The organism is Mycobacterium sp. GA-2829 (assembly GCF_001499965.1).
GTDB lineage: Bacteria > Actinomycetota > Actinomycetes > Mycobacteriales > Mycobacteriaceae > Mycobacterium.
Genome location: NZ_LQIT01000051.1, coordinates 1 through 18,428, shown reverse-complemented (window position 1 = coordinate 18,428; position 18,428 = coordinate 1). Strand labels below are relative to the sequence as shown.

Sequence of the window (18,428 nt, the reverse complement as noted above, 5' to 3'; positions counted from 1 at the left end):
TGTGATTTCGGTGTAGTTCGTTGCGCTGGCCGCAACCAACTACACCGAAATCACTAAAGATGGAACCGCTCGAGGGCGCAATGGCGTCCTTTGGTTGTGATCAACGACTATCTCCGTCGGCACGATGGCGTCCTGACGTTGGGTCAGGCCCTCGAAGTCGGGCTCAGTCGGTACGCCGTCAACAGGCGGGTGGCATCGGGTCTCTGGCGACGATGTTCCCGCGGCGTCTACTTCGTTGAAGGCCGACCGTTCACCGATGCGGCCCGCCTTCGCGCTGCGGTGTGGGGGTACGGCGAGCAAGCCGTGGCAAGTGGATTGGCTGCTGCGTGGTGGCATGGTCTGACGATGTTCGCGCCGGATGTCGTCGAGGTGACGATGCCGCGCACCGCCAGTGGAAGGAACCGACCGGGATCCAAGCTGCGGAGGCGTGATCTGGATTCCGCCGACATCGTCGAGCTGCGCGGTCTGCGTCTCACTGCCGTTCCGCTTACGGTCATCGAAGCGGCGGTGCGGATCCGCGGCGGCGCGAAGATCATGGACCGTGCGCTGCAGAACGACGTGGAGCTGCGCGAACTCTGGCGTGCCCACATGCGGAACAAGAGCCGCTACGGTTCGCCCGCGGCCCGGCTGCTGCTGCAGGCCGCGGGAGACGGCGCACAATCCGAAGCCGAGCGCCTCTTCATCCGGCTACTCAAACGGGCGGGCATCACCGGGTGGCGGGCGAACTATCCCGTGGGCGGCTATGTCGTCGACGTGGCATTTCCCCGCCAGAAGGTGGCCATCGAGATCGACGGGTTCGCATTCCACACCAGTTCGGACGATTTCCATCGAGACCGACTGCGGCAGAACAATATCGCCCTGCTCGGCTGGCAGGTGCTGCGGTTCACCTGGCTGGACCTGACCGAGTATCCAGAGCGCGTCATCGCCACCCTCCACGCAGCGATTTCGGTGTAGTTCGTTGCGCCCACCGCAACCAACTACACCCAAATCGCAGAAACCTAGCGGGGCCGGACGATCACCTCGTGGATGTGCGCATCCGCAGGCGCGTTGACCGCGTCGGCAGTCACTTGCGCGACGGTCTCCGCGCTCAGGAAGTCGGTCGGGTTGTAGTCGCGGCCCTCGTACGCCCGCAGATCCTGCTGCATCTCGGTGGCGATCCGACCAGGATGCACCGACGTCACCCGCAGTCCGGGCTCGTCGTTGCGCAGCGAGTCCGCGAACGACCGCAGCGCGAACTTGCTCGCCGAATACGACGCCAGCCCGGGCGAGGCGTTGATGCCCGAGCCGGAGTTGATGAACACCACCTGCCCGTCGGCGGCCGCCCGCAGGGCGGGCAGCAGCGCCAGGGTCAGCGCGACGGGTCCGATCACGTTGACGTTCATCGTCGCCCGCCACTCGTCGACCGACGACTCGGCCACCCGCGCCGGATAGGCGACGCCGGCGTTGTGGATCAGCACGTCGAGTTCGACGATCGGTTCGACGGTGGCGGGGATCGCATCGACGTCGTCGAAGTCGATCTCCCAGGTGGTGGCCCCGAGCCGGCCCGCCACCTCGTCGAGTTGCGCCGACGGCCGGCCGGCGAGGAACAGCGTGTGCGTGGGCGCCAGCGCGGTGGCGATCGCCGCCCCGAGTCCGCGTCCGGCGCCTGTGATCATCGCGGTCGGCATGTCGGCAACCCTACCGACCTGCGCGCGACGCCCGGCCGTCGCATGATGGGAGGGATGCCACACGATCCCAGCTTCGCGCCCACGCAGCTTGCCGCCCGGGCCGCGTATCTCCTGCGCGGCAACGACCTCGGGTCGATGACGACCGCCGCGCCGCTGCTGTACCCGCACATGTGGAGTTGGGACGCCGCATTCGTCGCGATCGGGCTGGCGCCGCTGAGCGTGGAACGCGCCGTCGTCGAACTCGATACGCTGCTGTCGGCGCAGTGGCGCAACGGAATGATCCCGCACATCGTGTTCGCCAACGGCGTCGACGGATACTTCCCCGGCCCGGCCCGCTGGGCGACCTCCGCGCTGGCCGCCGACGCCCCGCGCACCCGTCACACCTCGGGTATCACCCAGCCGCCCGTCCACGCGATCGCCGTCCAGCGCATCCTCGATCAGGCCCGCACCCGCGGCCGGTCCACCCGCCAGGTCGCCGAGGCCTTCCTCGACCGCCGCTGGGGCGATCTGGTGCGCTGGCACCGCTGGCTGGCGGAATGCCGCGACCAGAACGACCGCGGCCGCATCACGCTCTACCACGGCTGGGAGTCCGGCATGGACAACTCACCGCGCTGGGATGCCGCCTACGCCAACGTGATTCCGGGTGTGGTGCCGGAGTACCAACGCGAGGACAACAAGATCAACACCGACGCCACCCAACGGCCGTCCGACCACGAGTACGACCGTTACCTGTGGCTGCTCGAGGAGATGAAGTCCGCCCGCTACGACGACCATCTGCTGCCCAAGGTGATGAGTTTCGCCGTCGAGGACGTGTTCGTCTCCGCGATCTTCTCGGTCGCGTGTCAGGTGCTCGCCGAGATCGGCGAGGACTACAAACGCCCGAACGCCGACGTCCGCGACCTGTACTCGTGGGCGGACCGGTTCCGCACCGGTGTCATCGAGACGACGGACCAACGCACCGGTGCGGCAAAGGATTTCGACGTGCGCGCGGAGAAGTGGGTGGCCACCGAGACCGTCGCGCAGTTCGCGCCGCTGCTCTGCGGTGGCCTACCGCACCAGCGGGAGCGGGCCCTGCTGCGGCTGCTGGAGGGCCCTCGGTTCTGCGGCCATCCGGATCTGAAGTACGCCTGCATCCCGTCGACGTCTCCGGTGTCACGGGACTTCCGGACCCGCGAGTACTGGCGCGGCCCGGTGTGGCCGGTGCTGACGTGGCTGTTCGCCTGGTGCTTCGCCCGCCGCGGCTGGGCCGAGCGCGCCCGGCTGCTGCGGCACGAGGGTCTGCGCCAGGTCAGCGACGGCAGCTTCGCCGAGTACTACGAACCGTTCACCGGTGAACCGCTGGGCAGTATGCAGCAGTCATGGACCGCCGCGGCGGTGCTGGACTGGCTGGGGTAGCGGTCAGTTATCCGACTGCTGGGGCGGCGGGTCGGCGAGGCGCTCGAGCGGGGCCAGCGCCCGCGACAGCGTCTCGAGCTCATCCTCGCTGAGCTTCGACAGCAGGTTGGCCAGGTAGGCACGGCGGGTGGCGAGCGCCTCGCGGTGCTGCACCAGACCCTCGGGGGTGACCTCGACGAGCACGGCCCGCAGATCCGAGGGGTCCCGCGAGCGTTTCACCAACCCGAGCTTCTCGAGGCGGCGGATCGCCACGGTGGTGGTGGGTGTGCGGACGCGTTCGTGGGCGGCGAGTTCGGTCATCCGGATCGGCCCGCAGTCGAGCAGCGTCAGCAGGATCGACAGCTGCGCCAGCGTCAGATCGCCGCCCTCGTTGGTGCGGCTGGCGTCACCCCGGCGCAGGACGGAGAACACCTTCGACAGCACCCGCTGGAGCTCACCCGCGAGCTCGGTGACCTGCGTCTGCGTCTCTGCCATAGTTCGCCAGTCTAACCTGTCGGAGCCTGCCGGTTTGGCTTTGAAGACGAATTCATAGCACCTGGGACAGGAACCGCCGCAAGCGCTCGGTCTCCGCGGCGTCGAACAGCTGCTGCGGGGGTCCGGCCTCGACGACCTGCCCCTGGTCCATGAACACCACCGAGTCCGCCGTCGACCGGGCGAAGCCCATCTCGTGGGTGACCACGACCATGGTCATCCCGTCCGCGGCGAGGTCGGCCATCAGCGCGAGGATGCCCTTGACCAGTTCGGGGTCCAGCGCCGAGGTGGCCTCGTCGAAGAACATCACCTGCGGGGCCATCGCGAGTGCCCGAGCGATCGCGACCCGCTGCTGTTGGCCACCCGAGAGAGTGCCCGGCCGCGCGTCGGCCTTCTGCCGCAACCCGACCCGCTCGAGTTGAGCGAGGCCGAGTTCCCTGGCCTCCTCGGCGGGCAGCTTCTTGAGCCGCCGCGGTGCCAGCGTGACGTTGTCGAGCACGGTGCGGTGCGGGAACAGGTTGAACTGCTGGAACACCATCCCGATGCGCTGCCGCAGCTGGTCGGGGTTGTCCTTGAGCACCGAGCGCCCGTCGAGCAGGATGTCGCCGCGGTCGGGTTCGTAGAGCCGGTTGAGCGTGCGCAGCAGCGTCGACTTGCCCGACCCCGAGGGGCCGATGACCGCGGCAGTCGTCCCGGCGGGGACGTCGATGTCGACGCCGCGGAGCACCCTGTTGGGTCCGAAGGCGACGTGAATGTCGTTCGCGGCCAAGGACACCGGCTCGATCGAAGCGTCGGCCATCAGATCATCTCCTGGGTGGTCGCCGGGGGCAGCGCGGACTCTTCGGTGGGTCGGCGCCCGCGGCGGAGCCGGGCGTCGACGAAGTTCACCAGGTGGGTCAGCGGGATGGTCAGCAGCAGATAGAACAAGCCGGCGGCGACGAGCGGGGACAGGCTGCCGGTCTGGGCGTTGAGGTCACGACCGACCTGGAACAGTTCGCGCTGATCGGCGACCAACCCCAGGAAGTACACCAGCGACGAGGCCTTGAGCAGCGAGATGAACTGGTTCATCAGCGCGGGCAGCACCCGGCGCACACCCTGCGGGATCACCACCAACCGCATCGACGACGAGTAGCTGAACCCCAGCGCGCGGGAGGCCTCCAGCTGCCCGGCCTCCACGCTCTGGATACCGGACCGGAAGATCTCGCCGATGTAGGCCGCGGCCATCAGGCCCAGCGCGGCGATACCGAGCGGGAACGGGTTGTTGCCGGTCAATCCGCCGACGATCGGCCCGACGCCGAGCCCGATCAGCAGGATGATCACGACCTCGGGCAGCCCTCGGAAGATGTCGGTGTAGACGCGCGCGGGCCAGCGCAGCAGCCGCGATCGGGAAATCCCGGCGACGGCGAGCCCCATGCCGAGCACCAGCCCGATGATCGCGGCACTGACGGTGAGGATCAGCGTGTTCGGCAGGCCGGTCTTGAGCAGATCCGGAACGGCCCGCTTGTAGAGGTCCCAGTTCAGGAACGAGTCGGACAGCTGCTGCAGCGTCGACTTCGGGGCGGCGGGGCCGGCGTCGTCGGTCTCCTGCTGCTGTTCGGCGATGGCCTGGAAGTCCGGCAGCTGCGGTACGGGGGCGGCCTTCGACCCGGGTTTCCAGCCCGGCGGCAGTGCGCGCGGCACCCAGTCGGAGTACAGCCGCGCCCAGGTGCCGTCGGCGATCACCGCGTCGAGGCCGGAGTTCAGCGCATCGATGAGCGGTTGGTTCTCCTTGGCGACGGCATAGGCGATGAAGTTGTCGAGGCTGAACGTGTTCTCGATGATCTCGGCCGGGTCGCCGGCCTGCACGGTGCCCTCGGCTTGAGCCGACGGCGCCACCCAGGCGTCGATCTGGCGGGTCTTCAGGCTGGCGTAGACGGTGTTGTAGTCGGGGAAGATCACCGGTTGCAGGCCCAGCGTGTCGACGACGTAGGCCTCCTGCACCGTGCCCTGGACCACGCCGATGCGCTGCCCTGGTCCGAGCTTGTCGAAGCCGTCGATCGGGGAGCCGCTGGGCACCACGAGGGAGAAGTAGCCGAAGTCGTAACCGTTGGTGAAGCCGACCGTCTGCCTGCGCGCGTCGGTGGTGGTGATCGACGAGGAACCGACGTCGAAGCGGCGGGCGGCGGTCTGGGCGAGCAGACCGGAGAACTCGGTGCCGACGAAGTTGATCCGCAATCCCAGCTTGTCGGCGATCGCGCGCAGTAGTTCGTTGTCGAAGCCGGTGAACTGGCCGGCGGAGTCGATGCAGATGCTCGGCGGTGCGTCGGACAGGGTGCCGACGGTGAGCACACCGGGCGTGCCGAGGCCGAGCGCGTTGACGTCGATGCTGTCGAGGGGGCGCACGTTGGCGGTGGTGTACCGGTCGGCTTCGGGACCCTGCGCGGCGGCGGCGAGGTTGGTCGGCAGCGCACTGGCCGATTCCTCGCCCGGTGGTGCGCACTGGTCGGTCTGCGCGGCGGCGGGTCCGGCGCAACAGAGTGTCAGCACCATCAGCATCGTCGTGACGACTGCGGCGATCCGTCCGGCGTTCATGCACCGAACCTAGTCAACCGGGGCTGGGCAGCACACCGCGGCGGGTCAGCTCGGCGACCATGATGGTGGCCATGAGCTCGGAGCGCTCGAGGCAGGCGGCCCGCGCCCCGTCCGGATCGTGGGCGTGGATCGCGGCGGTCTCCAGTTGATAGCTCGGCAGCAGCTCGGCCTGCACCCGCGGATAGGACAGCCAGAAGTCCGAGGCCGCGAACGCCTGGGAGGCGCGGATCGCGGCCTGTAGCCGCGGTCCGGCGTGCGCACCGTTGACGGCGGCGCGAAACCGTTGGCAGCAGTCGTGGAAGTCGCTGCGGCTCTTGCCCTTCCGCATGTGCTGCATCACCTCGTCGAGTCCGGTGAGCAGATCGGGCTCCGGGTCGACGGCCGCGCGTGCGGAGGCTATCCCGTTGAGGACGCCGTAGAGCTCGTGGTGTTCGCGCAGCACGGCGGCGTCGAAGCGTTCGAGGTAGGCGCCGCGGTGGTAGCGCATGGACACGATGCCGTCCTGTTCGAGCTGGACCATCGCCTCCTGCACGGGGACTCGGCTCACGCCGAGGGTCTCGGCGATCGCGGTGCGGTCGATGCGGTGTCCGCCGCGCAGCCGTCCGGTCAGGACCAGGTCGATCACGTGCGCGACGACCTGGTCCTTCTCCTTGACTCCGTAGCGTTTCGGCATCCGGCCGCCCGCGGCGGGCTAGCGGCTGTCCCGCCAGCGGCAGAGGGCCTCGGCGGCGGTGAGGTCGTAGTCCGGACCGTTGACGCCGACGGTCAGCAGGCTGACCCCGAGCCCGACGAGCGCCTCGGCCTCGGCGAGCATCTCATCCCTGTTGCCCTCGGGCACGCCGGACGAACGTTCGACCGCGGCGGGGTCGCGGCCCACGTCGGCGCAGTGCCGGTCGAGCACCTCGGCCTTACCCGGGTAGGTGGTGCGGTCGGTGAACCCGTGCCAGATGTCGGCGTACTCGGCGACCAACCGCAGCGTCTTCTTCTCGCCCTGCCCGCCGATGAGGATCGGGATGTCGCGCGTCGGGGCCGGGTTGAGCTTCGACAGGCGCGACTTGATACGCGGCAGCGCCTGGGCGAGGTCGTCGAGTCGGCTTCCGGCAGTGCCGAATTCGTAGCCGTACTCGTCGTAGTCCTTCTGCTTCCAGCCGGACCCGATGCCGAGGATCAGCCGGCCGTCGCTGATGTGGTCGACGGTGCGCGCCATGTCGGCGAGCAGTTCGGGGTTGCGGTAGGAGTTGCAGGTGACGAGCGCCCCGAACTCGATGCGGGAGGTCTGCTCGGCCCACGCCGCGAGCATGGTCCAGCACTCGTAGTGCGCGCCGTCCGGATCGCCGTACAGCGGGAAGAAGTGGTCCCAGTTGAAGGCGATGTCGACGCCGATGTCCTCACAGCGGCGCACCGCATCGCGGATGTGCCGGTACTCGGTCGAGTGTTGGGGCTGCAGCTGGACACCGATGCGGACGGGATGTGTGGGTGCCGACGAGGAAGTCATCAGCCCAATCTAACCCGTCGCGAGCAGACACAGATTCGTGTGAAATTCAGGCCAGGAGCGCGATTCTGTGTCTGCTCGCGGGAAGTGGTCAGGCCTTCCACACCATGACCACCGACGGCCGCGCCGTCCCGTTGCCGCCCTCGGGCCACCGCGACACCGGATCGTCGATGCTGTTGTCGTCGTGCTCGCCGGGATGCTGCACGCACACGGTGACGAAGTCGTCGGCGACCACCGGTCCACAGGTCTCGGCGCCGATCGGCACGGTGAGGAATTGTTTGGTCTCGCCGCGGTTCGGCCCGTCCAGTGCCACCGCGAACAGGCCGTCGTTGGAGTCCAGGGCGTTGCCGTCGGTGGAGATCCAGAGGTTGCCGTGGCTGTCGAACGCCAGATTGTCCGGGCACGAGATCGGGCTGACCTTCGTCTTGTCGAACCCCGCGTAGTAGGTGTCGGCCGCGGCCGGGTCACCGCAGACCAGCAGCAGATCCCAGGTGAACGCCGTGCCCGCGTGGTCGTCGGTGATCTCGAGGATCTGGCCGCTCTTGTTGTCGTTGCGCGGGTTGGCCGCGTCGACGGGCGCTTCGCCCGGTGCCCCGCGTTCGTCGTTGTTGGTCAGCGCGACGTAGATCTTTCCGGTCTGCGGGTGTGCTTCGACATCCTCGGGGCGGTCCATCTTGGTGGCGCCTGCCTTGTCGGCGGCCATGCGGGTGAACACCGCGGCCTCCGCGGCGGTGACGCCGTCGACCAGCGACTCGGCCTGCCCGCCCGGACCGGAGCGCAGCAGCGGCAGCCAGGTGCCGGTCCCGCGGAACGAGCCCTGCGCAGGCAGTCTGCCCGAGCCGTCGATCTCCTCGGCCGGGATGTCGCTGGTGAGTTTGGCGACGTAGAGGGCGCCTTCGTCGAGGATGGTCATGTTGTGCGCCATCGCCGCGGCGTCGCGTCCTGGCCGAATCTTCTTGCTGGAGACGAACTTGTAGAGGTAGTCGAACCGTTCGTCGTCTCCGGTGTACGCGACGACGGTCCCGTCGTCGGTCACGTGGATGTTGGCGCCTTCGTGTTTGAGGCGGCCCAGTGCGCTGTGCTTGACCGGCGTCGACTCCGGGGCCCACGGATTGAGTTCGACGACGTAGCCGAACCGGTTGACCTCGTTGGTTTCTCGCGTCAGATCGAAGCGGGGATCGAAGGTCTCCCAACGCAATTCGGACGGTTCCAGCGCAACGCCGTAGCGGTCGTGGCGGTCGGCGACGACCGGTGGGGGAGGCGGTGACCCCTCCGCCGCGCCGAAGTAGCCGTGGAAGTTCTCTTCACCGGACAACACTGTGCCCCAGGGGGTCACGCCGCCGGCGCAGTTGGCGAACGTCCCCGCGACGGTGCGGCCGGCCGGATCGGCGGAGGTCTTGACGAACTCGGTGCCCGCCGCGGGTCCGGTGAGGGCGAACGGGCTGTCGGCGGTGATGCGACGGTTGAAGCGGCCGATCACCGGCTCGAGGCCGTTGGCCGTGCGGCGCACTTCGACGACGCCCATGCCGACGGCGGCGATCTCGATGTCGAACTGTTCGCGCGTGGGGGCGCCGGGGTCATAGCCAGGGAACATGAATTGCGGGGTGACGTACTCGAAGTTGGTGACGAGCAGGAAGCGGTCAGCAGATCCGTCGATCGGCAGGAGCGCAGCGAAGTCGTTGTTGAACCCGAACTGGCCGCGTTGGGCGGCCCCGCTCTGCCTCGTGACGTCGAAGGCGGGGGCGCCGGGTAGCACCGGGTCGCCCCAGCTGATCACCACGGATTGCTGATAACCGTCGGGGATCACGACGGCGTCGTCGCTGTTGGGCGCGACCGCGGTGAACTCCATGCCCGGGTTGGGTGGGACCGGTGCGGCCTCGGATGGGCGGGCGGCCGACGCGGCGTCGTCGCTGCCGCACGCCGCCAGTACCGAACCGGCGCCGACGGCCAGGACGGTGACGCCGCCGGCCTGCAGGACGCTCCGGCGGGACATCTGCTTGACGATGTCGCCGAAGTAGGCGTTACCACTGGTGTTGGGAACGGGTTTCGAGCAGGCGTCACCGCATTTGTACCGACAGGTGATGTGTTGCCGCTTCGACTTGCCGTCGTGGGCGACAAGGAGATTCAGGGGCAGTAGTGCCATGGCCAGCACGGGTCCTTCCGTCCGCACGGCCGCGGGCGGAGCGGCCGATCGGGCCGAAAGATACGGCAGCCGGGCGAGCGGTGGGCGAGCAACAGGTGAACAACCGGGTGCGATGACCGCGACACGCGCTTGCAGGTTCAACGAATTTGCTGCGCGGTGACACGCCGGGCGGATAACGTCACCGCCAATTAATAACGAGGGAGTCAATACATGGCGGTTCATCGACGCGCCCGGCGTGCAGAAGGGTTTGCGGTCCGGCGCTGGCTGCAGTTGGGAGCGGCGTCGGCCGGTGTCGGTGCGGGGTTGCTCGGGTTCTCGCTGATGGGTCCGCAGGTGGGGACGGCCGCGGCGGACACGGCGGGGGAGAGCACGACGTCGTCGGGTCCGGCGGAGGGCGCATCGACGTCGGATGACGACAAGGACTCCACCGCGACGGACTCCACCGGCACGGACTCACCCGATGACGACGACGACAGCCCAGAGGCGGACGACACCGACGAGGCTGACGACCTGAACGACGACGAACCCGACGAGACCGACGACGAATCCGATGAGGCCGACGAACTGACCGACGAACCCGGCGCCGATGAGGCCGACCTGGCCGACGCGGAGGCCGAGGCCGATGAGACGCAAGGGCCGGCCGAAGACGCCGAACCCGAAGCCCAACCGCACGCCGACACTGCTGAGCGGGCGAACCTCGTCACGACCCAGGATGATCCACCTGCGCCCGCCCCGCATCCCCGCGCCGTGACGCCGAAGCCGTCGCCGGCCGACTGGAGCGCCTTCACGGGTCAGGCGATCGACAACTGGACCGGCTCGTCGCAGGGCTGGATCAATTCGCTGCCGGTCGACGGCCAGGCCAAGTATCACCTCTCGGGTGCGTTGTGGGCCACCCGCCGCACACTGTTCAACCAGGCGCCCACCGTCGCGCCGATCCAGATCAGCGGCAAGCTCGACGGCCCGGTGACCGGTACGGTGCGTGCCGTCGACCCCGACGGCGACCGGCTCATCTATGTGGTCACCCGGGGCCCGAAATACGGTTCGGTGCAGGTGAATTCGGACGGCACCTACACCTACACCCCCGGCGAGGGATTCGAGGGGGTCGACACCTTCCGCGTCGTCGCGATCGACGTGGGTCCACACCTCAACCTCGTGGACCCGTTCCGGCCGATCGGCGCCCGCGCGGACAATCTGATCAACCAGCGGGCGATCAAGTTCGAGTTCACGTTCGTGGAGGGCACCGAGTACTGGACGCCCGAACGCGTACACGCGCTGCGAACCGCGACCGACGACCTGATTGTCTACTTCCTCGTCACCAAACCGGTCGTGCTCACGTACGACGTAAGGGGTATGGAAGACCCGATTTCTCCCACGCTCGCGTCGGCCGGCAGCGATCTCATCTCCGACGATCCGGGCTTCTGGCCAACGGTGGTCCAACACAAACTGCTCACCGGCGTCGATGCCAACGGTTCGGCAGCCGACGGCCGGATCAGGTTCAACTTCGGCAACGAGTGGGCGCTGGGAGACACGGTGGGGCCCGACGAGTTCGACTTCAACTCGACGGCGGTCCACGAACTCCTGCACTCGTTCGGCTTCCTGTCCTATCTCGAAGCGCCGGGCCAGAACGGCGACGAGGACTTCTGGACGGTCTACGACAGCTTCCTGGTCACCCGCGACCGCGAGGACCCGTTCAACCGCGACGGCACCTTCAACGTCGACTACGACCCCTATCTGATCGGGGTCGACGGCGGGCTGTACTTCGGCGGCGTCCACGCCGTCGCCGCATACGGCGGTCTCGTTCCGGTCTACAGCCCGGGTCCGTGGCGACAAGGCAGTTCGATCTCGCACCTCGACGACGACACCTTCAGCGGAGATGATCAGAAGGTCATGAACGCCAACACCGGCACCGGCTTCGTCGTTCGGGTGTTGAGCCCGGTCGAGCTGGGCATACTGCGCGACCTCGGCTACCGGGTGGACCCGGTGGCTCTGCTCTGACCGGCCAGCACCCCGCGCAGAATTTCCACCAGCGCCTGCGGTTGGTCACCCTGCACGGAGTGGCCCGAGTTCTCGACCACGTGGGTGCGCCGAAAACCGGGCGCCCCCTTGGCGAAAGCGTCGGCGTCCTCGTCGTTGACGAAGAAGGACTTGGCTCCGCGCACCAGCGTGGTCGGCATGGTGATCGCGGGGACGTCGTCCCAGAGCCCCTCAAAGCCGTCGCCCTTGCGGAAGGAGTCGTACCGCCACGTCCAAGTGCCGTCGTCGAGCTGCTTGCTGTTGTGGAACACGCCGCGCCGTAACGAGTTCCGGTCCCGGTGCGGTGAGGCGGCGACGGTCACGTCGAGCATCGCCTCGAACGACGGGAAGGTGCGGTCGCCCTGCACCAGCGCCACCGCGCCGAGCTGCGCCTTGGTCATCTGCTCATGGCGTTCGGGCGCCGACGGCGTGACATCGACGAGCACCAGCTCGGGCACCAGGGCCGGTCCGGTGGCCGCGATGCGCAGTGCGGTCAACCCGCCCAACGACATTCCCACCACCAACCGCGGCTGCGGCGCCCACTCCCGCAGGACCGGGCGCAGCGTCTCGGCGTTGAGTTTCGGTCCGTAGTCGCCATCCTCGCGCCATGCCGAGCGGCCGTGCCCGGGCAGATCGACCGCCAGCGCGGGCATGCCGAGGCCGAGGATCACGGTGTCCCAGGTGTGGGCGTTCTGACCGCCGCCGTGCAGGAACACCACCTGCGGATCGGCGTCGCCCCATTTGATCGCACTGATCGGACCGGAATCGACACGTGTCGCGGGCGGTATGTCCGATGTGCCGATCTGCTCGGCGTTCTCGGGCAGGAGCGCGAATTCGTCGAGGCCCACGAGTTCGTCGTCAGAGATCACGGGACGGACCCTACCCACGAAATGACTATGCGCCCAGGGCGACGAAGTGCGAGTGCCGCACGCCCTGGGCGCAGAGTCAACGAGAAAGGAGGTAGATCAGCCTTCGATGAAGGTCTCCAGCTGAGCACGCGCGACGTCGTCGGGCAGCTGCTTCGGCGGGCTCTTCATGAGGTAGGCCGAGGCCGCCTCGACCGGACCGCCGATACCGCGGTCCTTGGCGATCTTCGCGGCGCGCACCGCGTCGATGATGACGCCGGCCGAGTTCGGCGAATCCCACACCTCGAGCTTGTACTCCAGGTTCAGCGGCACGTCACCGAACGCGCGACCCTCGAGGCGCACGTAGGCCCACTTGCGGTCGTCGAGCCAGCCGACGTGGTCGGACGGGCCGATGTGGACGTCCTTGGTGTTGAACTCGCGCTGCAGGTTGCTGGTGACGGCCTGCGTCTTGGAGATCTTCTTCGACTCGAGCCGCGAACGCTCGAGCATGTTGAGGAAGTCCATGTTGCCGCCGACGTTGAGCTGCATGGTCCGGTCGAGCTGCACGCCGCGATCCTCGAACAGCTTGGCCATCACGCGGTGGGTGATGGTCGCGCCGACCTGGCTCTTGATGTCGTCACCGACGATCGGCACACCGGCGTCTTCGAACTTCTTCGCCCACACCGGATCCGAGGCGATGAAGACCGGGAGAGCGTTGACGAAGGCCACACCGGCGTCGATCGCGCACTGGGCGTAGAACTTGTCGGCCTCTTCCGAACCCACCGGCAGGTAGGACACGAGGACGTCGACCTTGGCGTCCTTGAGCGCCTTGACCACGTCGACGGCGTCGGCGTCGGACACCTCGATCGTGTCGGAGTAGTACTTGCCGATGCCGTCGAGGGTCGGGCCGCGCTGGACGATGACGTCGCTCGGCGGAACGTCCGCGATCTTGATGGTGTTGTTCTCCGACGCGAAGATCGCCTCGGACAGGTCGAAGCCGACCTTCTTGGCGTCGACGTCGAAGGCGGCGACGAACTTGACGTCGCGGACGTGGTAGGGCCCCAGGCGGACGTGCATCAGACCGGGCACGGTCGCGTTCTCGTCTGCGTCCTTGTAGTACTGCACGCCCTGTACGAGCGACGACGCGCAGTTCCCAACGCCGACAATGGCGACCCGGATGTCTCCTGCGTGCTCAGTCATGGCCGTTCTCTCCCTCTCCTACTGGAATTCGTAGTGCTGTCTGTGGTCGCCGGTTCAAGGCTGTGCTCACGTGTTGTCCGGACTTCCCTGCCCGAGACGTTCCGCCGCGATGAGTTCGTTGAGCCATTTGACTTCGCGCTCGCTGGACTCCAACCCGAGCTGGTGCAGTTGCCGGGTGTATCGATCGAATGAGCTGCTGGCCCGCGCCACTGCTTCACGCAGACCTTCGCGACGTTCCTCCACCTGACGACGGCGGCCCTCCAGGATCCGCATCCGGGCCTCGGCCGGGGTGCGGTTGAAGAAGGCCAGGTGCACACCGAAGCCGTCGTCGGAGTAGTTCTGCGGGCCGGTGTCGGCCACCAGTTCGGCGAAGCGTTGCTTGCCGGCGTCGGTGAGCTGGTAGACCCGCCGGGCCCGTCGCCGGGTCACCGTGCCGGCGGGGGCGGCGTCCTCGACGATCAGCCCGTCGACCTGCATCCGGCGCAGTGCCGGGTAGAGCGAACCGTACGAGAAGGCGCGGAAGGCACCCAGCAGACCGGTCAGGCGTTTCCGCAGTTCATAGCCGTGCATCGGCGATTCGAGGAGCAATCCGAGGATGGCGAGTTCCAGCACCCGGTAGCACCTCCTCGTTGATCTGCGTCGTCGCTACGACACATCGACACCTCGCGAAATTGTATCGCGCCGATATATTCGACGCTACACGAGGGCGTTGCCTGCTGTTCGCCTGCCGGTCACCCGGCTCCGCGAATCAGGTGCGGGGCGGCCAGATCGCCTTGGTGGAACCGTCCGGGTAGAGCTCGATCCGGCCGGTGCCGAAGTCGCTGTTGGCGACGATCTCGATGCTGACGATGTCGGGGGTCGCGGGATCCCCGGACGGCCCGATGCGCACCCAGGTGTCGGTGATGTCCGCGCGCTTCATCCCCAGCGTCTCGGGGGCGCCGCGGAGCACGCCGAGCGTCTTCTCGTAGTCGAACTTCGCCAGGTCGACCAACCGATCGTCGTCGGACAGCGTGCTTCCTGGACCCCACGGATCGCTCCAGCCGCCGCGGTAGTCGTAGTCCTGCTTGCGCCGGTTGTCGGACGGATCCGGCCGGTCCAGCGACGCCCAGTCCGTGCGGATGTCCAGTTCGTAGCCCATGGTGTTGCCGAAGCGCTGACGCATCTGCTCGAACAACCCGTTGAAACCGCCCCGCGACTGCAGCTGGTGCGGCGGGGTCAGCACGACAGGTCCGATGCCGTCGGATTTGGCACCCGGGTCGCTCTGGAAGTCCAGCGGGGAATTGGTGTTGCCGTAGAGGCCCCAGCCGATCCCCATGCCGAGCAGCACCAGCACGACGGCCATCGCGACCTTGATGCCCCAGCCGGTGCGCAGCGGCACCCGTCGCACCTTGGGGGCGCGCAGATCCGGCAGTTGGACGGGAGCGTTCGCGGTCTGCAGATCCGATACGAGCGCCTGGAGTTCGCCGAGCGTGGCGGCGTGCGTGGCCGCCTTGACCCGCTCGCCGTGTTCGGCCATCGACAGCTGACCCTCGCTGAGCGCGGTGTCGAGCACCTGGCAGATGTCATTGCGGTCGCTGTCCTTTGCCCGGGTTCCCGCGGTCGGCCGCCCCGTGCTGCTCACTGCCACGCCAGGATCGTAAGAGTTCGACCGGCAACGTCGCAGACCAGACGCGGAATCCGGGGTGGCGAAACGGCGTCAGCCGTCCGGTGCCGCAGGCGCCGACGTACTCTGGTCAGCGTGCGATTGCAGAGACAGGTGGTGGACTACGCGCTGCGGCGCCGGTCCCTGCTGGCCGAGGTCTACTCGGGCCGCACGGGCGTATCGGAGGTCTGCGACGCCAACCCCTACCTGCTGCGCGCCGCGAAGTTCCATGGCAAGCCCAGCCAGGTGATGTGCCCGATCTGCCGTAAAGAGCAGCTGACGTTGGTGTCCTGGGTGTTCGGAGATCATCTGGGGCCGGTGTCCGGGTCGGCACGAACCGCCGAGGAGCTGGTTCTGCTGGCCACCAAGTTCGACGAGTTCTCCGTACATGTGGTGGAGGTATGCCGAACCTGTGAATGGAATCATCTGGTGAAGTCGTATGTGCTCGGCGCGGTGCGGCCGCCCAAGGCCCCGCGCGGTACCCGGACGGCGCGTAAGAGCGCGCGTACGGCGAGTGAGTAGCGAAGGGCGCCACGAACGGTCGGCCGGCGATGTCCGTAGGGGACAGGCGGCTGACGGTGTCGGTGCGCCGCCCCCGAGGTCAGAGCAGGGTCCCCGCCACGCGGATCGCGGGCGCCCGCCCCGTCCGGCCGACGGACCGGGCCGTCGCCCGCCCGAGCCGCCCCGTCAGCACCGGGCGCCGGACGACAACCGCACCGCGATCCTGCCGCAGTACCGCGACGAACCACCCGCCCATCTGCGGGATCCGATCGACGTGGTCAAGGCCGCGCTCGACGGCACCCCGCCGCAGAAACCCCCGCCGCCGCGCGGGCGCGGTGGTGGCGGTGACGGGCCAGGGGGTCCGCCGCCGGGCCGGCGCCCGCACTGGCGCGAACAGATCAACTGGAAGTGGGTGCGGCGCGGACTGATCGCCGCGGCGGCCGTGCTGATCGTTCTGCCCCTGGTCACCTTCGGGATGGCCTACATGATCGTCGACGTACCGAATCCGGGCGACATCCGGACGAACCAGGTGTCGACGATCCTGGCGAGCGACGGCAGCGAGATCGCGAAGATCGTGCCGCCGGAGGGTAATCGCGTCGACGTCAACATCGACCAGATCCCGGTGCACGTGCGGGATGCGGTGATGGCCGCCGAGGACCGCGACTTCTACTCCAACCCGGGGTTCTCGTTCACCGGCTTCGCCCGCGCTTTCAAGAACAACATCTTCGGCGGCGACCTGCAGGGCGGCTCGACGATCACCCAGCAGTACGTGAAGAACGCGCTGGTCGGTTCCGAGCGCGGCGGCCTCGGCGGGTTGACGCGTAAGGCCAAGGAGTTGGTCATCTCGACGAAGATGTCCAGCGAGTGGTCCAAAGACCAGGTGATGCAGTCGTATCTGAACATCATCTATTTCGGGCGCGGCGCCTACGGTGTGGCCGCGGCGTCGAAGGCCTACTTCAACAAGCCGGTGGAGGAGCTCACCGTCGCCGAGGGTGCGCTGTTGGCGGCGCTCATCCAGCGGCCGTCGGCACTCGATCCGGCGGTGGATCCCGACGGCGCCGCCGAGCGGTGGAACTGGGTGCTCGACGGGATGGTCGAGATCGGGGCGCTGTCGGAGGCCGACCGGGCCGCGCAGGTGTTCCCGCCGACCGTGCCGCCCGACGTCGCGCAGACCCAGAACCAGACCACGGGTCCCAACGGCCTCATCGAACGTCAGGTCCAGCGGGAGCTGCTCGAGCTGTTCAACATCAGCGAACAGCAGCTCAACACCGAGGGTCTGCAGATCACCACGACCATCGACCCGAAGGCGCAGAAGGCCGCCGAGGAGGCCGTCGCCGAGTACCTCGACGGCCAGGATCCCGACATGCGCACCGCGGTGGTGTCGATCGATCCGAAGACCGGTGGGGTCAAGGCGTACTACGGCGGATCCGACGCCAACGGCTTCGACTTCGCCCAGGCGGGTCTGCCCACCGGCTCCTCGTTCAAGGTGTTCGCGCTCGTGGCCGCACTGCAGCAGGGCATCGGCCTCGGCTACCAGGTCGACAGCTCCCCGCTGGAGGTCGACGGCATCAAGATCTCCAACGTCGAGGGCAACAGCTGCGGCACCTGCAACATCGCCGAGGCGCTCAAGCGGTCGCTGAACACGAGCTACTACCGGCTGATGCTGAAGCTGAAGAACGGTCCGCAGGACGTCGCCGACGCAGCGCACGAGGCGGGGATCCCGGAGAGCTTCCCCGGCGTCGAGCACACTCTCAGCGAGGATGGCAAGGGCGGTCCGCCCAACAACGGCGTCGTGCTCGGGCAGTACCAGTCCCGTGTGATCGACATGGCCTCGGCGTACGCCACGCTCGCCGCGTCCGGCGTCTACCACAAACCGCACTTCGTGCAGAAGGTCGTCAACTCCGAGGGTGACGTGCTGTTCGACGCCTCGCAGGAGAACAACGACGGCGAGCAGCGCATCGACAAGGCGGTGGCCGACAACGCCACCGCGGCGATGCAGCCGATCGCGGCGTACTCCAACGGGCACGCGCTCGCCGGCGGCCGGCCGTCGGCGGCCAAGACCGGCACCAACCAGCTCGGCGACACCGACGACAACCGCGACGCGTGGATGGTCGGGTTCACCCCGTCGCTGTCCACCGCGGTGTGGGTCGGCACCGTCGACGGGACGAAACCGCTCGAGAACAAGTGGGGTTCCCCGGTGTACGGCTCGGGGCTGCCGTCGGACATCTGGAAGGCCACGATGGACGGCGCGTTGGAGGACACCGACAACGAGTCGTTCCCGAAGCCGGAGGAGATCGGCGGCTACGCCGGGGTTCCGCAGGCGCCGCGACCGGTCCAGACCTCGACCCTGGTGCCGACGCCGTCGGAGACGGTCATCCAGCCGACGCTGGAGGTCGCCCCCGGCATCACGATCCCGCTGGGCCCGCCGACGACCGTGCCGGTCGGCCCCCCGCCGCCGGTGGGTGAGCAGGTGCCCGCCCCCGGCGTC

General features: G+C 68.1%; 16 protein-coding genes. 5 read left to right on the top strand and 11 right to left on the bottom strand.

Annotation, left to right across the window (positions count from 1 at the left end):
* Positions 1-96: 96 nt before the first annotated feature.
* On the top strand, positions 97-954 hold the full coding sequence (locus tag AU194_RS25115) for a DUF559 domain-containing protein (RefSeq protein ID WP_059091985.1): 858 nt from the start codon (positions 97-99) through the stop codon (positions 952-954).
* A 44-nt stretch (positions 955-998) separates the two neighbouring features.
* Here the strand turns inward: AU194_RS25115 and AU194_RS25110 are convergent, their stop codons facing one another.
* Positions 999-1,667, bottom strand: coding sequence for an SDR family oxidoreductase (locus tag AU194_RS25110; protein ID WP_059091984.1), 669 nt, complete (start codon positions 1,665-1,667; stop codon positions 999-1,001).
* Positions 1,668-1,721: 54 nt separating this feature from the next.
* Here AU194_RS25110 and AU194_RS25105 point away from each other — a divergent pair, with 54 nt between their 5' ends.
* Positions 1,722-3,062, top strand: coding sequence for an amylo-alpha-1,6-glucosidase (locus tag AU194_RS25105; RefSeq protein ID WP_059091997.1), 1,341 nt, complete (start codon positions 1,722-1,724; stop codon positions 3,060-3,062).
* 3 nt (positions 3,063-3,065) lie between these two features.
* Here AU194_RS25105 and AU194_RS25100 read toward each other — a convergent pair whose 3' ends face one another.
* The 6 genes from AU194_RS25100 to AU194_RS25075 all read right to left on the bottom strand — a co-directional run bounded on the left by AU194_RS25100 (position 3,066) and on the right by AU194_RS25075 (position 9,739).
* A complete protein-coding gene (locus tag AU194_RS25100; protein ID WP_059091983.1) occupies positions 3,066-3,536 on the bottom strand; it encodes a MarR family winged helix-turn-helix transcriptional regulator in 471 nt (156 codons plus the stop codon).
* A gap of 52 nt (positions 3,537-3,588) precedes the next feature.
* Positions 3,589-4,332 (bottom strand): amino acid ABC transporter ATP-binding protein, encoded by a 744-nt coding sequence (locus tag AU194_RS25095; protein WP_059091982.1) that lies wholly within the window; start codon positions 4,330-4,332, stop codon positions 3,589-3,591.
* Positions 4,332-6,104, bottom strand: coding sequence for an ABC transporter substrate-binding protein/permease (locus AU194_RS25090; protein WP_059091981.1), 1,773 nt, complete (start codon positions 6,102-6,104; stop codon positions 4,332-4,334). The genes AU194_RS25095 and AU194_RS25090 overlap by 1 nt, the downstream gene beginning before the upstream one ends.
* A gap of 13 nt (positions 6,105-6,117) precedes the next feature.
* Positions 6,118-6,777: a GntR family transcriptional regulator gene (locus tag AU194_RS25085; protein WP_059091980.1), complete on the bottom strand. Its 660-nt coding sequence runs from the start codon at positions 6,775-6,777 to the stop codon at positions 6,118-6,120.
* 18 nt (positions 6,778-6,795) lie between these two features.
* Positions 6,796-7,599, bottom strand: coding sequence for an LLM class F420-dependent oxidoreductase (locus AU194_RS25080; protein ID WP_059091979.1), 804 nt, complete (start codon positions 7,597-7,599; stop codon positions 6,796-6,798).
* Between the two features lie 88 nt (positions 7,600-7,687).
* Positions 7,688-9,739: a PhoX family phosphatase gene (locus AU194_RS25075; RefSeq protein ID WP_059091996.1), complete on the bottom strand. Its 2,052-nt coding sequence runs from the start codon at positions 9,737-9,739 to the stop codon at positions 7,688-7,690.
* 210 nt (positions 9,740-9,949) lie between these two features.
* On the opposite strand from AU194_RS25075, the gene AU194_RS25070 reads away from it, so the two are divergent.
* Complete coding sequence (locus AU194_RS25070; protein ID WP_059091978.1) at positions 9,950-11,734, top strand: Ig-like domain-containing protein; 1,785 nt, start codon at positions 9,950-9,952, stop codon at positions 11,732-11,734.
* Here AU194_RS25070 and AU194_RS25065 read toward each other — a convergent pair.
* The 4 genes from AU194_RS25065 to AU194_RS25050 form a co-directional block, all read right to left on the bottom strand.
* The gene (locus tag AU194_RS25065) at positions 11,704-12,621 is read right to left on the bottom strand and encodes an alpha/beta fold hydrolase (RefSeq protein ID WP_059091977.1); all 918 of its coding nucleotides are present in this window, start codon (positions 12,619-12,621) and stop codon (positions 11,704-11,706) included. The two genes, AU194_RS25070 and AU194_RS25065, sit on opposite strands and share 31 nt — an antisense overlap.
* A 96-nt stretch (positions 12,622-12,717) precedes the next feature.
* Positions 12,718-13,797 carry an inositol-3-phosphate synthase gene (locus tag AU194_RS25060; RefSeq protein WP_059091976.1) on the bottom strand — a complete coding sequence of 360 codons (1,080 nt, stop codon included), beginning with the start codon at positions 13,795-13,797 and terminating at the stop codon, positions 12,718-12,720.
* A 66-nt stretch (positions 13,798-13,863) separates the two neighbouring features.
* Positions 13,864-14,409: a PadR family transcriptional regulator gene (locus AU194_RS25055; protein WP_011562745.1), complete on the bottom strand. Its 546-nt coding sequence runs from the start codon at positions 14,407-14,409 to the stop codon at positions 13,864-13,866.
* Positions 14,410-14,545: 136 nt separating this feature from the next.
* On the bottom strand, positions 14,546-15,424 hold the full coding sequence (locus tag AU194_RS25050; protein ID WP_059091975.1) for a DUF1707 domain-containing protein: 879 nt from the start codon (positions 15,422-15,424) through the stop codon (positions 14,546-14,548).
* A 111-nt stretch (positions 15,425-15,535) separates the two neighbouring features.
* Between AU194_RS25050 and AU194_RS25045 the strand changes: the two genes are divergently transcribed.
* Positions 15,536-15,961 carry a DUF5318 domain-containing protein gene (locus tag AU194_RS25045; protein WP_059091974.1) on the top strand — a complete coding sequence of 142 codons (426 nt, stop codon included), beginning with the start codon at positions 15,536-15,538 and terminating at the stop codon, positions 15,959-15,961.
* Positions 15,954-18,428: transglycosylase domain-containing protein (locus AU194_RS25040; protein WP_197417737.1), on the top strand; the 2,475-nt coding region annotated here is incomplete at its 3' end. The genes AU194_RS25045 and AU194_RS25040, both read left to right, overlap by 8 nt.

Excerpts from the sequence above, each read along its gene's own strand:
- AU194_RS25110 (WP_059091984.1), bottom strand. The coding sequence starts at position 1,667 with ATGCCGACCGCGATGATCACAGGCGCCGGACGCGGACTCGGGGCGGCG.
- AU194_RS25105 (WP_059091997.1), top strand. The coding sequence starts at position 1,722 with ATGCCACACGATCCCAGCTTCGCGCCCACGCAGCTTGCCGCCCGGGCC.
- AU194_RS25100 (WP_059091983.1), bottom strand. The coding sequence starts at position 3,536 with ATGGCAGAGACGCAGACGCAGGTCACCGAGCTCGCGGGTGAGCTCCAG.
- AU194_RS25095 (WP_059091982.1), bottom strand. The coding sequence starts at position 4,332 with ATGGCCGACGCTTCGATCGAGCCGGTGTCCTTGGCCGCGAACGACATT.
- AU194_RS25090 (WP_059091981.1), bottom strand. The coding sequence starts at position 6,104 with ATGAACGCCGGACGGATCGCCGCAGTCGTCACGACGATGCTGATGGTG.
- AU194_RS25085 (WP_059091980.1), bottom strand. The coding sequence starts at position 6,777 with ATGCCGAAACGCTACGGAGTCAAGGAGAAGGACCAGGTCGTCGCGCAC.
- AU194_RS25080 (WP_059091979.1), bottom strand. The coding sequence starts at position 7,599 with ATGACTTCCTCGTCGGCACCCACACATCCCGTCCGCATCGGTGTCCAG.
- AU194_RS25075 (WP_059091996.1), bottom strand. The coding sequence starts at position 9,739 with ATGGCACTACTGCCCCTGAATCTCCTTGTCGCCCACGACGGCAAGTCG.
- AU194_RS25070 (WP_059091978.1), top strand. The coding sequence starts at position 9,950 with ATGGCGGTTCATCGACGCGCCCGGCGTGCAGAAGGGTTTGCGGTCCGG.
- AU194_RS25060 (WP_059091976.1), bottom strand. The coding sequence starts at position 13,797 with ATGACTGAGCACGCAGGAGACATCCGGGTCGCCATTGTCGGCGTTGGG.